The organism is Glutamicibacter nicotianae, assembly GCF_006539525.1.
Lineage (GTDB): Bacteria > Actinomycetota > Actinomycetes > Actinomycetales > Micrococcaceae > Glutamicibacter > Glutamicibacter nicotianae.
The window spans coordinates 105,765-119,780 of sequence record NZ_BJNE01000001.1; the positions used below are offsets into that span (position 1 = coordinate 105,765).

General features: G+C 64.6%; 14 protein-coding genes. 12 read left to right on the plus strand and 2 right to left on the minus strand.

The annotated features are described in order from the left end of the window. Positions 1 to 231 precede the first annotated feature (231 nt). Positions 232 to 1,764 carry an MFS transporter gene (locus tag ANI01nite_RS00460; RefSeq protein WP_141355264.1) on the minus strand — a complete coding sequence of 511 codons (1,533 nt, stop codon included), beginning with the start codon at positions 1,762 to 1,764 and terminating at the stop codon, positions 232 to 234. Positions 1,765 to 1,843: 79 nt separating this feature from the next. Between ANI01nite_RS00460 and ANI01nite_RS00465 the strand changes: the two genes are divergently transcribed. The 6 genes from ANI01nite_RS00465 (at position 1,844) to mutM (ending at position 8,432) form a co-directional block, all read left to right on the plus strand. Beyond that, complete coding sequence (locus tag ANI01nite_RS00465; RefSeq protein WP_141355265.1) at positions 1,844 to 2,491, plus strand: winged helix-turn-helix domain-containing protein; 648 nt, start codon at positions 1,844 to 1,846, stop codon at positions 2,489 to 2,491. A gap of 108 nt (positions 2,492 to 2,599) precedes the next feature. Next, complete coding sequence (thrS, locus tag ANI01nite_RS00470) at positions 2,600 to 4,615, plus strand: threonine--tRNA ligase (RefSeq protein WP_141355266.1); 2,016 nt, start codon at positions 2,600 to 2,602, stop codon at positions 4,613 to 4,615. Positions 4,616 to 4,638: 23 nt separating this feature from the next. Continuing rightward, positions 4,639 to 5,205, plus strand: coding sequence for an HIT family protein (locus ANI01nite_RS00475; RefSeq protein ID WP_121866869.1), 567 nt, complete (start codon positions 4,639 to 4,641; stop codon positions 5,203 to 5,205). Positions 5,206 to 5,255: 50 nt separating this feature from the next. Then, the gene (locus tag ANI01nite_RS17265) at positions 5,256 to 5,693 is read left to right on the plus strand and encodes an efflux permease Rv1217c-related protein (protein ID WP_503826019.1); all 438 of its coding nucleotides are present in this window, start codon (positions 5,256 to 5,258) and stop codon (positions 5,691 to 5,693) included. A gap of 331 nt (positions 5,694 to 6,024) precedes the next feature. Then, positions 6,025 to 6,927, plus strand: a complete 903-nt coding sequence (gene pdxS / locus ANI01nite_RS00485) for a pyridoxal 5'-phosphate synthase lyase subunit PdxS (protein WP_066138509.1) — start codon at positions 6,025 to 6,027, stop codon at positions 6,925 to 6,927. Between the two features lie 716 nt (positions 6,928 to 7,643). Then, on the plus strand, positions 7,644 to 8,432 hold the full coding sequence (gene mutM, locus ANI01nite_RS00490; RefSeq protein ID WP_141355268.1) for a bifunctional DNA-formamidopyrimidine glycosylase/DNA-(apurinic or apyrimidinic site) lyase: 789 nt from the start codon (positions 7,644 to 7,646) through the stop codon (positions 8,430 to 8,432). A 403-nt stretch (positions 8,433 to 8,835) separates the two neighbouring features. Here mutM and ANI01nite_RS00495 read toward each other — a convergent pair whose 3' ends face one another. Then, positions 8,836 to 9,225, minus strand: a complete 390-nt coding sequence (locus ANI01nite_RS00495) for a heavy metal-responsive transcriptional regulator (RefSeq protein ID WP_009378277.1) — start codon at positions 9,223 to 9,225, stop codon at positions 8,836 to 8,838. 103 nt (positions 9,226 to 9,328) lie between these two features. Here ANI01nite_RS00495 and merA point away from each other — a divergent pair, with 103 nt between their 5' ends. The 6 genes from merA (at position 9,329) to ANI01nite_RS16915 (ending at position 13,953) form a co-directional block, all read left to right on the plus strand. Beyond that, positions 9,329 to 10,750, plus strand: coding sequence for a mercury(II) reductase (merA, locus tag ANI01nite_RS00500; protein WP_141355269.1), 1,422 nt, complete (start codon positions 9,329 to 9,331; stop codon positions 10,748 to 10,750). A 50-nt stretch (positions 10,751 to 10,800) separates the two neighbouring features. Beyond that, positions 10,801 to 11,469 carry an organomercurial lyase MerB gene (merB, locus tag ANI01nite_RS00505; RefSeq protein WP_093252920.1) on the plus strand — a complete coding sequence of 223 codons (669 nt, stop codon included), beginning with the start codon at positions 10,801 to 10,803 and terminating at the stop codon, positions 11,467 to 11,469. Between the two features lie 28 nt (positions 11,470 to 11,497). After that, positions 11,498 to 11,791, plus strand: coding sequence for a mercuric ion transporter MerT (gene merT, locus ANI01nite_RS00510; RefSeq protein WP_009378284.1), 294 nt, complete (start codon positions 11,498 to 11,500; stop codon positions 11,789 to 11,791). After that, positions 11,788 to 12,315, plus strand: a complete 528-nt coding sequence (locus ANI01nite_RS00515) for a TlpA family protein disulfide reductase (protein WP_067476994.1) — start codon at positions 11,788 to 11,790, stop codon at positions 12,313 to 12,315. The genes merT and ANI01nite_RS00515 overlap by 4 nt, the downstream gene beginning before the upstream one ends. 39 nt (positions 12,316 to 12,354) lie before the next feature. Further along, on the plus strand, positions 12,355 to 13,236 hold the full coding sequence (locus ANI01nite_RS00520) for a cytochrome c biogenesis CcdA family protein (RefSeq protein ID WP_255314321.1): 882 nt from the start codon (positions 12,355 to 12,357) through the stop codon (positions 13,234 to 13,236). 591 nt (positions 13,237 to 13,827) lie between these two features. After that, entirely contained in the window at positions 13,828 to 13,953 is a 126-nt protein-coding gene (locus ANI01nite_RS16915) for a zinc finger domain-containing protein (RefSeq protein ID WP_223289965.1), read from the plus strand. Positions 13,954 to 14,016 lie beyond the last annotated feature (63 nt).

Sequence of the window (14,016 nt, forward strand, 5' to 3'; positions counted from 1 at the left end):
TCATGGCGTGGGGAAGGTTTTGCGCGAGCGCGTTCGTTGCGAGTACTGCGTCTCTCTACTTCTATACCTCAGGAGGGCTCGTCACTGCCGCAGGGGGAGTTGCGCTATTCGCGGTGCTGGTTATTGGGGTCGTCCGCATAGTGCGAGCTTCAGGGAAAACTGCAGGCAGTTCAACTTCTGGCTGACTACAGATGGATCCACTGTTCGTTGCGAGGCGACGACAGGTCGCGCTCACGCTGGGCGCGGAGTTCCAGGTCGACGCGGCTCGGCAGGTGATGGTTGCGCTGTACGCTGCTGGGAGTGCGGCGCAAGCCAAGCCGCCGGGACGAAACGGATGAGTTTGATGCTGGATAGTTTTTTTATGCTCGGTTCTCCTTGAACCTGCGTCGGCTCGTCTTCTGCAGAAACCAAACCTGCAGATTCCTTCGCCTCCACTTCGATCTGAGAATTTGCGCTCGCCGGTTCGCTGGACCACTGATCCGGGTGCGGGATGCCGCGCACGTGCCGTGAGCACCAGGCGGCGATAGCTGCAACGATCACCAGTGAGCCGAAGAACAGCAATGTCGGTCCCATGCCCAGCCATTGCAGGCCGAGCCCGGTGAGGAACGGCGCCAGCGGCAGAGCCGACAGGGCCATGAACAAGATCAGGGAATTGGCTCGTCCTGCCATTTCCCGCGGGACTACTGCCATGAAGTAGCCTCCGACCGACGCGTTCAACGCAGGAACGCTCAGGTAAGCCACCAGCAGCATGGCATCCAGCCAGAGCAGATTTGTGTTGAAGCCCATTAGCAGCATCGCTCCGCCCAGAACGCTCAAGCAGCTGCAGGCCAGCACGCCCGTCCGGAATTTCTCGATCAAGCGTCCGGCGAACAGCGAACCGGCGAACATGCCCAGGCCCATGAATGTGGATACCAAGCCGATTACCCATGGGGTTTCGCCGCGTTGCTGCAACCCATAGATCAACGTCGTGTTCAGTCCGTTGGTTCCGATATTGACGACGGTGATCAAGATGAGCAGGCTGCGCAGCTGCGGCCTGGCGAAGCACCATCGCATGCCCGCCGCGATGCCGGGCGAGACCGGACGGCTGCCGGCCGGGGAGTGCTCCATGGGCTTTGACATGGCTTCGGCTGCGCGCAATGGTCCGCGCAGCGCGAACCCCGAAGCGGCGGCGAGCAGCTGCAGAAAACTGACAGCCAACAGGGCAAACCCTGCTCCGAATCCGAGCAGGAGCCCGCCCAGCGGAGCCGCGCCCAGCATGAGCACCGAATCGCGTCCCTGATTTGCCGCCATGGCTCGTCCCAACTGCTTGGGATGGACCACGTCCTTGAGTGCGGCATTCGTGACGGCACCGAAATAGCCTGAACGCAGTTCCATGAGCACGTGGGCCAAGCAGAGCACTGCTACGCTCAGCGAGCCGCTCATGCTGGCCACTGCCAGTGCCAAGGTGAGTGTCGCACCGCAAATCCCTCCGGTGAGCATCATGCGTGCCCTGTCGGAACGGTCGGCCACGGAGCCGCCAAGCAGCGTCAAGCTGGCCCGCGCGGCCAGTCCCAGGGCGGCCAGCGTGCCGGCCTGCACCGTCGAACCGGCCAGTCCCAGCAGGATCAGCGGCAGCACGAAAGAGTAGATGCCGCCAGCCAGCAAGGCCGTGGTGTCGGCGACCCACCAGATGCGGTAGCTGCGCTGGTAATGCAATGCCGGCAGCAGATGTGCGCCGGCAGCGGTCGCCTGCGGCTGAATCAGGGGAGTCTGGTCCGTGGTCATGCATCAACCATAGACCCGCAAATAAACTTGCGCAATAGAATTTGCGCAATTTAATTTGAGCAATTGCTATGCTGATCCCATGACCCAAGCACAGTCGAATGTCACGTTCACCACGCCCATGCTCAAGGCCATGTCCAACCCGCTGCGCCGGCAGATCTTCGACGCGTTGGCGGCAATGGGCACCGGGCGTGCCTCGGATATCGGCGAACTGCTGGGTCTGGCTCCGAACAAGGTCAGCTTCCACCTGCGCGAGCTGGCCAAGGCCGAGATGATCGAGGAGGCTCCCGAGCTGGCGCGCGACAAGCGCGACCGCGTCTGGCGTCCGGCAGCTACCGGCTACACCACGGGCCAGCCCGCGGACCGCACCGGGGACGGATCTGCCACCGCCATGAATGCCTACCTCGGGCAGGTCATGCACGACGAGCAGCGGCGCTTGGAAGCGGCCTTGGCCCACGCCCAGCGCTGGTACGGAGCCAGCGATTCCAGGCCGGACCTGGCGCAGCTGAGCACCAGCAACCTGATGCTCACCGAAGATGAACGCCAGGAGCTGCAGCGCCGCCTGGATGAGGTGATCCCGGCCTTCCGCAAGGACCAGCAGAGCGGGAAGATCGCCAGTTCGCAGCCCGCCTCTCAGCGCAAGCTGTGGCACTACTCCGGCTTGCTATCGGCGGACGAGCTGTTGAACGGGTCACACTCGGGCGAACAAACGGCGCAAAAGCCGAAGTGAACCGGTTGCGCAGCGCAATGCTGAACTAAACTGGATTCTGGCTGGCTGTGGCCAAGGTATGCCACAAGCTATGAAGCCATCACAGATTGAAAGGTAGAACCCGATCTCATGAGCGAGCAGCTGACTCTCACCATTGACGGCGAGCAGGTACAGGTGGACGCGGGAACGACCGGTCTGCAGCATTTCGCCAATGACAAGGACGTGGTTGTCATGCACGTCGATGGCGTACTGCGCGACTTGGCCCGCGAACTGGAAGCCGGAACCACTGTCACCCGCGTAACCATCAACGATCCAGAAGGATTGGAGGTGCTGCGCCACTCGACCGCCCACGTGATGGCCCAGGCAGTGCAGCAGCTGCGCCCGGATTCCAAGCTGGGCATCGGCCCGTACATCACCGATGGTTTCTACTTCGACTTCGATGTCGAAGAACCGTTCACCCCGGAAGACCTCAAGCAGCTGGAAAAGATGATGCAGAAGATCATCAACCAGAACCAGCTCTTCGTCCGCCGCGAAGTATCCCCGGCGGAAGCCAAGGCCGAGATGGCCAACGAGCCATACAAGTGCGAGCTGCTGGCCAAGGCCGACTCCGCAGACACCTCCGGCGAAGGCGTGACCGTCGAGGTCGCCGCCGGCGAGACCACCATCTACGACAACGTCGACCGCAAGTCCGGCGACACCGTCTGGAAGGATTTGTGCCGCGGCCCGCACCTGCCGAACACCAAGCTGATCAAGAACGCGTTCGCACTGACCCGCTCGGCCGCCGCCTACTGGCTGGGCAGCGAGAAGAACAAGCAGCTGCAGCGCATCTACGGCACCGCCTGGCCAACCAAGGAAGACCTGAAGGCCTACCAGGAGCGACTGGCCGAGGCCGAGCGCCGCGACCACCGCAAGCTCGGCGCCGAGCTGGACTTGTTCTCCTTCCCCGACGAGCTGGGTTCGGGCCTGCCGGTGTTCCACCCCAAGGGCGGCATCATCAAGCGCGAGATGGAAGACTACGTGCGCGACCGCCACGTCGAAGAGGGCTTCCAGTACGTAGGCACCCCGCACATCTCCAAGGACGGGCTGTTCCACACCTCGGGCCACCTGCCGTACTACGCGGACACCATGTTCCCGGCGCTGCACATCGACGAAGAGCGCGACGAAGACGGCAACATCACCAAGCAGGGCCAGGAATACCGGCTGAAGGCGATGAACTGCCCGATGCACAACCTGATCTTCCGCGGCCGCGGACGTTCCTACCGCGAACTGCCGCTGCGCCTGTTCGAATTCGGCCACGTCTACCGCTACGAGAAGTCGGGCGTGGTGCACGGCCTGACCCGAGTGCGCGGCTTCGCCCAGGACGATTCGCACTCCTACGTCACCAAGGAGCAGGCACCGGCCGAGGTCGAGCACCTGCTGAACTTCATGCTCTCCTTGCTCAAGGACTTCGGCATGGACGACTTCTACCTGGAGCTGTCCACCCGTGATCCGGAGTCGGACAAGTTCATCGGCACCGATGAGCAGTGGGCGGAAGCCACCGCCGTGCTTGAGCGCGTTGCCACCGAATCCGGCGTCGAGCTGGTGGCCGACCCAGGTGGAGCTGCCTTCTACGGCCCGAAGATCTCTGTCCAGGCCAAGGACGCCATCGGCCGCACCTGGCAGATGGGCACCGTGCAGTACGACTTCAACCAGCCGGCGCGCTTCGGGCTGGAGTACCAGGCTGCCGACGGAACCCGCCAGGAACCGGTGATGATCCACGCCGCGAAGTTCGGCTCCATCGAACGCTTCCTGGGCGTGCTCACCGAGCACTACGCCGGTGCCTTCCCGGCATGGCTCTCCCCGGTGCAGGTGCGCGCGATCCCCGTGGCCGAAGCCTTCAACGGCTACCTCGAAGAGGTTGTCGCCAAGCTCAAGGCCGAAGGCGTGCGCGTGGAACTGGATGACTCCTCGGACCGCTTCCCGAAGAAGATCCGCAACGCGTCCAAGGACAAGATTCCATTCGTGCTCATCGCCGGCGGCGAAGATGCTGATGCGAACGCCGTGTCCTTCCGCTTCCGCGACGGCAGCCAGGAAAACCAGGTGCCCATCGATGATGCGGTAGCCCGCATCGTTGAAGCCATCAAGAGCCGCGACAACAACAACTAGTTCGGACAGGGAGTCCATTGAGCATGCAGGAACACGCAGACCAGTCCGTCACCGACGACTTCGAACTCGCCGGAGTGCCGGATTCGTTCCAGCGGCTTTGGACTCCCTACCGGATGGCCTATATCAAGGGCGGGCAGGACCAGGTCAAGGACGAGGCCAGCTGCCCATTTTGCGCCGGTCCCGGCCGTACCGACGAGGAGGCGCTGATTGTCCACCGTGGCAAAACCTGCTATGTGATCCTGAACCTGTTCCCGTACAACCCCGGCCACCTGCTGGTCTGCCCGTATCGCCATGTGCCGAACTACACCGACATCACGGTCGAGGAAACGGCGGAAATGGCGGCGCTGGCGCAGCAGTCCATGCGCGTGCTGCGCAAGGTGTCCAATCCTGCCGGTTTCAACCTGGGGATGAACCAGGGTGAAGCCGGGGGAGCAGGTATCGCCGCCCACCTGCACCAGCACATCGTGCCCCGGTGGAATGGCGACGGGAACTTCTTCCCGATCATCGCGCAGACCAAGGCCATCCCGCAGACCCTGTCGGAGGTTCGCAGCGCGATTGCCGGGGCATGGGACAGTGAAACGCCGAGCTAGGCATTAGCGGGCAAGTACAACGCGCTGCGCATCAAAGGAGAAATCCTGCGGTGCGCAGCGCGTTTTCGTTGCACGCAAGCGTTGGTTGTCCTGCCCCTTCATTGACCGGCCGCAACCTCTTGCCCGCGCCGAGGCACCGGTGCCAGCTCCCAGGGCGCCGCAGATCCACGGGTGCTGGCCGCGGGGAGCTTGGATTTCTGGCCAGCAATGCTCACCTGCTCGGGATCCAGTTGCTGCTGAACGGGTTTCTGCCGCGCTGGGGCACTGCGATTACCTGGACAGTGTACGGACTATCGATGCTGGCCGCCATGTCCGGCAGCCTGTTCTCGCTGCCACCTGAAGCCATCAAGGCCACGCCCTTCGGCGCAATTGCCAGGGTTCCCGCGGAGGACTTCACCTGGGATGCGCAAGTTGTGCTGCTGGTGGCCGCACTCGCCACAGGGTTGCTTGCGATGCTGCGCTTCACCCAGCGCGATATCGCCGTTTAGTAGTCCGCGCATAAAAACGGCTGCATGGAACGCGAAGCCGAATCCGGGTACTGGATGCCATGGAGTAGACAAGTCATCCCACGATGGCGGGCCGCGTAACATTGCCGCCAAAAGCGGTTCTGGCTACTAGAAACGCGAAGAGGGAATTATTACGCTACAACCATCATCGAGCTGACTTGTCTCCTAGTCTCTGAATATGACGCAACACAGGGGGTAATAAACTAGGTCGATCCTACGATAAGTGGGTACTAACTAGTCACCGCCGCCTTGGAAGACGCATTCGCTCCAGGCCGGAGGGGCATCTCGCAGTGTCGAAAGGAACCATTCCTCCATGTCTACGAACAATCAGAACTCCGTCGTCGGTTCGGACCGCGTCAAGCGCGGCATGGCCGAAATGCTCAAGGGCGGCGTCATCATGGACGTGGTCACCCCGGAGCAGGCACGTATCGCAGAAGACGCCGGAGCCGTGGCAGTCATGGCCCTCGAACGCGTCCCGGCAGATATCCGTGCCCAGGGCGGCGTCTCGCGCATGAGCGACCCTGACATGATCGACGGGATCATCAACGAGGTCTCGATTCCCGTGATGGCCAAGGCCCGCATCGGCCACTTCGTCGAGGCGCAGATCCTGCAGTCCCTGGGTGTCGACTACATCGACGAGTCCGAGGTGCTTTCGCCAGCGGACTACGAGAACCACATCGACAAGCAGCCGTTCACCGTGCCGTTCGTCTGCGGTGCCACCAACCTGGGCGAGGCACTGCGCCGCATCAACGAAGGCGCTGCGATGATCCGCTCCAAGGGCGAGGCGGGCACCGGCGACGTCTCCAACGCCACCGGGCACATGCGCAAGATCCGTGCAGAGATCGCGAAGCTCTCCGCCCTGCCAGAGGATGAGCTGTACGTCGCCGCCAAGGAACTGCAGGCTCCATACGAACTGGTCAAGGAAGTTGCAGCCAACGGCAAGCTTCCGGTCGTGCTGTTCACCGCGGGCGGCATCGCTACTCCGGCCGACGCCGCGATGATGATGCAGCTGGGCGCCGACGGTGTGTTCGTCGGCTCGGGTATCTTCAAGTCCGGCAACCCGGTGCAGCGCGCCGAAGCCATCGTGAAGGCCACCACCTTCTTCGACAACCCGGATGAGCTGGCCAAGATCTCCCGCGGCTTGGGCGAGGCCATGGTTGGCATCAACGTAGCCGACGTGCCGGTGCCACACCGCTTGGCTGAGCGCGGCTGGTAATCCCTGAAATACCAGACAATTCGGGCCCACGTCACCGGGCATCCGGTGGCGTGGGTCTTTGTTTTTCAAAGCCGTTCAGAGGCCGATGCCGTGGTCCAAGATGGGTATCCGTGGATGCTGCGGTGTGGTGATGGCATGTCAGTAAAGAAATTTATGGGTCGGTTGACGAAACTCGTGTGCTACCTGTGAGCAAGGGGCAACTGCGGCCTCCCACGATACGTCGACATGGATTGACCTTTTGAGCATTTTCACCGTTCCAATACATGTCTCTATAACGTCAATCTCACGCAACACTGATTAGATGCGTCACATCAGACTGAGAAGTCGCTTCGGTTCTCGATAGTTGCAAGTCGGACAAGGGCCTCCATTTTCTCCGATTCCGTGAGGGCAAGCCGGTGGCTCGCAGTTTGAGACATACTTCTCGACATCGTTCTTTACCATTGGGCGGTATATATACATAAGTGGGATGCGTCTCGAAACCTTGTACGTCAATGTGAACGTAAAATCGGGCCGCTTCCACATTGACGTAGAGCGGGTCGAAGCAAGCCGTGCACGCAAAGGTCGCGATTGGCTGTGTCTGGTAGCGGTCAGACCTCGACCAGCAATACCTCGGTCTGACCAGGCACGACGGGCACTGAGCAAGCAGCTTGATAGTCCGACATGCTCAGTAGCGCACCGCCACAGCACCGGGTCGCGGAGTCTGCGAGGTGCGGCCTGTGCCTGAACTGCCTGAAGTCGAAGTCGTGCGCCGGGGACTCGACGATCATGTCCGTGGCAGGACGATCTCCTCGGCTGTTGTCTGGCATCCCCGGGCCGCTCGTCGTCATGCTGGCGGTCCGGAAGATCTCGCTGCGCGGATGGTCGGCGCGACCATCACCGGGACTGAGCGACGCGGCAAGTACCTGTGGCTGATCCTGGACGGCGAGGATGCGCTGCTCGCGCATCTGGGGATGAGCGGGCAGATGCTCATCACGTCCCCTGACGTTCCAGTCGCTGCGCACGAGCGGGCGCGGTTCACCTTCACTGATGGCGGCCATGATCTTAGATTCGATGACCAGCGCACGTTCGGGCATCTGATGTACGACGAGGGCGGGGCGGTGCTGCCGTCGCCGATCGCCCATATCGCGCGGGATCCGTTCGATCCGCTGTTCGACCAGTCGGCCGTAGTTGAGCGGATCAAGAGCAAGCGCACGAGCATCAAGCGCGTGCTGCTGGATCAGAGGGTGGTGTCCGGTATCGGGAACATCTACGCCGACGAGGCGCTCTGGGCTGCCAAGGTGCACGGGGAGACGGCGGCATCGTCGTTGAGCAAGCCAAGGATATCTGCGCTGATCGATGCCGCGCGGGAGGTCATGGATGCAGCGCTCGTTCAGGGCGGAACGTCGTTCGATTCCCTCTATGTCGACGTGGCCGGCAGCAGCGGGTATTTTGCCCGCAGCCTGAATGCCTACGGTCGTGCCGGCCGGCCCTGCAGGCGCTGCGAGACGCCGATCGTGCGGGAGTAGTTGATGAACGGGTCGAGCTATTCTTGCCCGCTCTGCCAGCGGAAACGCTAGTCGAGAGGTCGTCTCTCGAGTTGCAGGCGGACCGCGGTCGCAGTGGGGTTCGGCTCGATCCGCTGTACATAGATATATAGCGAGTCTCATCGCCGTGGATGGTGGACCGCGGTCAGCTCTGCTAGCTCGGCGAGTCCCGAGTGAACAGATCCGGCCCTTCTGAACCGGTCTGTCCTCGTGTCCTGACGTGGTGCTCGCCAATCGACCAAACCGAGATGTCGATGCCAGAACGGCTCCTCTGGCCATCGTCCCTGCCGCCATCCCTGAAGGGGGCAGCATCGTTGCGCCACTGCGCATCGTCGTGCGCCCTGGAACAGCGGTCTGTCGGATTCGCCGGTCGCGGCTCTCTTGTCTATACGTACCGGCAGACCTGGTCCGCGCTGCAGGTCTCGGGCTCGGGATGCGCCGCGTCGTCCCGGAGGTTGGCGATGGTGTCGCGCAAGGCGGTGAGCTGGGCGATCTGCTGCTCGATGTCGCGCAGGCGCGCGTCGAGCAGGTCTCGGACGTGGGCGCACGGGGCGTGGCCGGCGTCGCGGATGTCCACAATCTGGCGGATCTGGGCGAGCGTGAGGCCGGCAGCCTGGCCACGGTGGACGAAGTCGACGCGCGCGATTGCGTCCGGCGGGTAGTCGCGGTACCCCGACGACGTCCTGTCGGGCGGGGGGAGCAGCCCCTGCTCTTCGTAGAACCTCAGCGTCTTCGCCGTGGTGCCGGCCGCCTCGGCGAATTCCCCGATCCTCATGGCCTCCTCCATCCGTGTCGCGGCCGCGCTTGACCTTCCCCTGTACTGGAAGGTCCAGTATGGCTGAGACGGAGCAGAAATCCAAGGACTGACAGGAGCAGCGATGCCTACCAAGTACGACCTCGCCATCATCGGATCCGGAGGCGGCGCGTTCGCCGCCGCCATCCGCGCGACCACGCTCGGCAAGTCGGTGGCGATGATCGAGCGCGGGACCTTCGGCGGCACGTGCGTGAACACCGGCTGCGTGCCGTCGAAGGCGCTCATCGCCGCCGCTGATGCCCGGCATGTTGCCGTAGACGCCTCGCAGCGGTTCCCCGGCATCGCCACGGCCGCGGGACCGGTGGACATGCCGACGCTGATCGGCGGGAAGCAGGACCTCGTCGAAGGCTTGCGGGGTGAAAAGTACGTGGACGTCGCCGAGTCGTACGGCTGGCACGTACGGCAGGGCGAAGCCGCGTTCGCCGGCACCCCTGAAGCGCCGGTCCTCGAGGTTCGGTCTGTCGAGGGCGCTGTCGAGACGATCGAGGCCGCCCAGTACCTGGTCGCCACAGGCTCCCATCCCTGGGCCCCGCCGATCGACGGGCTGGAGGAGGCCGGGTACCTGACCTCCACGACGGCGATGGAACTGACCGAGGTCCCCGAGTCGCTGCTGGTGCTCGGCGGCGGATACGTGGCGCTGGAGCAGGCCCAGCTGTTCGCCCGCCTCGGATCGAATGTCACCCTCCTGGTGCGCTCCCGGCTGGCCTCGAAGGAGGAGCCGGAGGTGTCCAAGGCGCTGGCCGAGGTCTTCGCCGACGAGGGCATCCGGGTGGTCCGCCGAGCGGTCCCGACCAGCGTGGCTCGCAGCGCCGACGGGAAGGTCATCGTGGCCGCCGACGTGCCCGGCGGTTCGCAGGAGTTCCGCGCCGACCAGCTCCTGGTCGCGCTCGGCCGCCGGCCAGTGACCGATGCCTTGAACCTGGAGGCGGTGGAGGTCAAGACCGGCGACTCCGGGCAGATCGTGGTCTCCGACCAGCTGCAGTCCTCAAACCCCCGGATCTGGGCCGCCGGCGACGTGACCGGGCACCCCGAATTCGTCTACGTCGCCGCCCACCACGGCACTCTGGTCGCCGAGAACGCCTTCGCCGACGCCGAGAGGTCGGTGGACTATGCCCGGTTGCCGCGAGTGACGTTCACCGGGCCTGCCATCGGCGCGGTCGGCATGACCGAGAAGCAGGTCCTCGACGCAGGCATCCGCTGCGACTGCCGGGTGCTGCCGCTGGAGTACGTGCCCCGCGCGCTGGTGAACCGGGACACCCGCGGGTTCATCAAGATGGTCGCCGACGCGGACACCGGAGAGATCCTCGGCCTCACCGCCGTTGCCAAGGACGCCGGAGAGCTCGCCGCTGCCGGAGTCCACGTGCTCGGCAAGAGCGTCGCGGAGGTCGCCGACGCCTGGGCCCCGTACCTGACCATGGCCGAGGGCATCCGGATCGCCGCCAAGGCCTTCACCGCCGACGTCTCGAAGCTGTCCTGCTGCGCCTGACCCGACCCGGAAGCAGCACCTGCCCGAACTCAGAATTGGAGGAAACCGAAATGTCCGACCTCAGCACGCAACTGCCCGATCGGCTCAACAGGCCCGAGGAGACCGGCCTCGACCCCGGCCTGCTGGTCCCGCTGCTGCGGCTGCTCGTCGACGGCGACCCCGTCACGATCGAGCAGCTCGCCACCGCCGCCGGCCGCACCCCTGAGCAGGTCTGCAACGGACTGGCCGCCGTGCCCGACACTGAGTACGACGACCAGGGCCGCATCGTCGGCCAGGGCCTCACCCTGCGCCCGACCCCGCACCGATTCGCCGTGGCCGGTCAGGAGCTCTACACCTGGTGCGCCTTGGACACCCTGGTCTTCCCTGGCCTCCTCGACCGGGCGGCCCGCGTGGAGTCTGTCTCCCCGGCCAGCGGCGAGAGGATCGTCGTCGCCGTCAACGTCGACCCTGCCACCGGCGTCACCCGCGTCGAACCCGCGAGCGCCGTCGTGTCCCTGGTGAACCCGGAGCAGATCACCTCGATCCGCTCCTCGTTCTGCGACCAGGTGCACTACTTTACATCTGCAGACGACGCCGCCGGATGGCTCGCTGAGCACCCAGGGGCTCAAGCGGTGCCGGTGATCGAAGCCCATCAGATCGGCATCGAACTCGCTTCCCACCTGCTCGACCGGCTCCGGGCCGACGCCCAGACTGCCGACCGCTGCCACCGCTGCTGCTAGCCGGGCCCCGAATGAAACGAGAACACCGATGACGACCAGACGCGACGACCGACCCGGCGGCGGCCTGGTGCTCGGGGCAGGGGTCGTGCTCCTCATGGCACTGTGCTGCGGTCTGCCGCTGCTCATCGCCGGCGGCGTGCTCGCCGGCCTCGGCGGGATCCTCGCCAACCCCTGTGTGGTAGGCACCGGCATGGCGCTCGTGGTGCTCGTCGTACTCGCCGCCGCCCACCGCCGGACCCGCAGCGACCGCACCGGCCACGACTGCTGCCCGACCATTGATTCCGATCATGCCACCGACACGAAGGAAGACCAGAACCTATGACCACCCCCCTCACCCGCCGCGCGGCGCTCTCGTTCGCAGGCCTCATGGTCGCAGGACCGCTGGTCCTGACCGCCTGCGGCAAATCTGACGACGCCGCGCCCACAGCCGATGTCGGCTCGCCCGCGGCCGTGACCAGCATCGACGGCAGGCAGGTCAGCCTGCCCGCCGCGGGGAAGCCCACCGCGGTGTTCTTCTTCTCTGTCGGCTGCGGCGAATGCGTCGGCGGGGTCCGATCCCTCGGCGAGGCCGCCGCCAGCGCGGAAGCGAACGGCACCGGTGCCGGATTCCTCGCCGTCGACATGGATCCGCGCGAAACCAAGGAGACTATCGAAGGCTTCATGAAATACGTCGAGGCTGAACGCGTCCCCGCCGCCATCGACCAGGGCGCAACCCTGTCCCAGCGATTCGACGTCGCCGCGCTATCCACGCTCATCATCGTCGATTCCGACGGCCGGGTGACTTTCCGCGCCACCGACCCCGACGCTGAGACTATCATCGGCGAGCTCGAAAAGGCCGGGGCCTGAGCCATGGGTGGACTCCTTGCCCTCGCCTTCGCTGCCGGAATGATCGCCCCGGTCAACCCCTGCGGTTTTGCACTGCTTCCGGCATGGATCACCCACGCGCTGGGCGACGCCGCATCCTCCCCGGCCCCGGTGCGCCTCCTGCGATCGCTGCGGGCAGGCCTCGCCGTGACGATCGGGTTCGCAGGCACGCTGGCGCTGGCGGGTATCGCTGTGAGTGCCGGAGCGCGGAGCCTGATCCAGGCCGCTCCAGCACTGGGGCTCGCCGTCGGCGTCGTGCTCGTCCTGTTCGGCGCTGCGATGCTGGCCGGTCGCTCGTTCTCGCTCCGGCTGCCCGGCATCCCCAGCCGGGTCACGGCGCGTCCGCCGAGCACCGCACGCATGGTCGTCTTCGGGGTCGGCTACGCCGCGGCGTCGCTGTCGTGCACCTTCGGAGTGTTCCTCGCCGTCGTCGCGCAGGCGCAGGCCACAGCCAGCTTCGCCGGCCTGCTCCTCGTCTTCGCCGTCTACGCCGCGGGATCCGCGAGCGTCCTGCTGCTCGTCGCCGTCACCGCTGCCGCTGCCGGTACGGCGCTCTCGCGACGCATTGCCTCACTGGCACGCTATGGCCCCAGGGTCACCGCCGCCGTGCTCATCCTCACCGGGGCCTACCTGGCCTGGTACTGGTACCCGGCCGTCACCGATGACGCTTCAGCGTTCGGCCGCACCAATGCCGTCGCCGCGGTCGCAACTTCGGTGTCTGACTGGGTCCAGGGGCACGTCGGCGTCGTGACCGGAGTGTCCGTCGCGGCCGTGTTCGTCGCGCTGCTGCTCGGAACCCTCGCCGGACGCCGTCCTATGTCCATCTGGAAGGCCAAGGGAGACTGCTGCGACGCCGAGCAAGCGCACTCTGCCGACGACCGGCCGAGCGCGACGACGGAGTGAGCACGACTCTGCCGGAATCTGAGGACGATTGACTCGACGTCGTAACTACCGCCGAGCGCCAAAACTACAGCGCCAAGATCATCTGGCGGCGAATATGGCGGGGAAGACTTCCGGCCCGTACCGAGAAGGTGAGTGGACGCGACGGACGCCCGCTCATCAGGACAATGATCCGAGTCTCGGTCTTGGACTAGGCGCTCGGCTCGGTCGTGCACGACGTGCACGTCCAGAAGATCGGCAAAGCTGCGCTGCGGCTGACGCGCGAACAGGCGAGGACAACACCCGGATCTTCGCTGACCACCTGCTCGAATGTGATGGCAAACGAAAATGAGGTGTCGAAGCTGGGTCTTCGCAGCAGGGATGTAATGTCCATCCGTCGATGGCAGAGGTTTCCTGGACCGTAGATCGCTTGTGGCCGGCTCTTTCCTCGACTGCGCCCGTTCCTCTCAGGCTGAAGTCCTGAGGCTCCGTTCTCGTAACATAGGCACTGTACGTCACCACGCCCGCCGGCGTGAATCCGCCGGTGAACAGTTCAGACCCCTTCGTCACACCTCCCGTAATTCATTGCTCCTATTGTGGGACGCAGGCTACGGGGTGCACCTTCTGGCTGGCTATGGGATCGCTCGACACCCGTGCGAGCGCTGCGGAACGCAGATAGTACGGAAGAAGATCATGAACCGATCGAGCCACCTCTGCCCGGTTTGCCAGCTGGAACGATAGAGGCCCTGCTTCACGCGATGAGTGTTGCTTCGACGCGCCTTGATCAATGCACGTAGGCCCCAG

What these genes read in the sequence shown, in the direction of transcription:
- ANI01nite_RS00465 (WP_141355265.1), top strand. Translation starts at nt 1,844, where the DNA reads ATGACCCAAGCACAGTCGAATGTCACGTTCACCACGCCCATGCTCAAG.
- ANI01nite_RS00520 (WP_255314321.1), top strand. Translation starts at nt 12,355, where the DNA reads ATGATCGCCCCGGTCAACCCCTGCGGTTTTGCACTGCTTCCGGCATGG.
- ANI01nite_RS00460 (WP_141355264.1), bottom strand. Translation starts at nt 1,764, where the DNA reads ATGACCACGGACCAGACTCCCCTGATTCAGCCGCAGGCGACCGCTGCC.
- thrS (WP_141355266.1), top strand. Translation starts at nt 2,600, where the DNA reads ATGAGCGAGCAGCTGACTCTCACCATTGACGGCGAGCAGGTACAGGTG.
- ANI01nite_RS00475 (WP_121866869.1), top strand. Translation starts at nt 4,639, where the DNA reads ATGCAGGAACACGCAGACCAGTCCGTCACCGACGACTTCGAACTCGCC.
- pdxS (WP_066138509.1), top strand. Translation starts at nt 6,025, where the DNA reads ATGTCTACGAACAATCAGAACTCCGTCGTCGGTTCGGACCGCGTCAAG.
- merT (WP_009378284.1), top strand. Translation starts at nt 11,498, where the DNA reads ATGACGACCAGACGCGACGACCGACCCGGCGGCGGCCTGGTGCTCGGG.
- merB (WP_093252920.1), top strand. Translation starts at nt 10,801, where the DNA reads ATGTCCGACCTCAGCACGCAACTGCCCGATCGGCTCAACAGGCCCGAG.
- merA (WP_141355269.1), top strand. Translation starts at nt 9,329, where the DNA reads ATGCCTACCAAGTACGACCTCGCCATCATCGGATCCGGAGGCGGCGCG.
- ANI01nite_RS00495 (WP_009378277.1), bottom strand. Translation starts at nt 9,225, where the DNA reads ATGAGGATCGGGGAATTCGCCGAGGCGGCCGGCACCACGGCGAAGACG.
- ANI01nite_RS00515 (WP_067476994.1), top strand. Translation starts at nt 11,788, where the DNA reads ATGACCACCCCCCTCACCCGCCGCGCGGCGCTCTCGTTCGCAGGCCTC.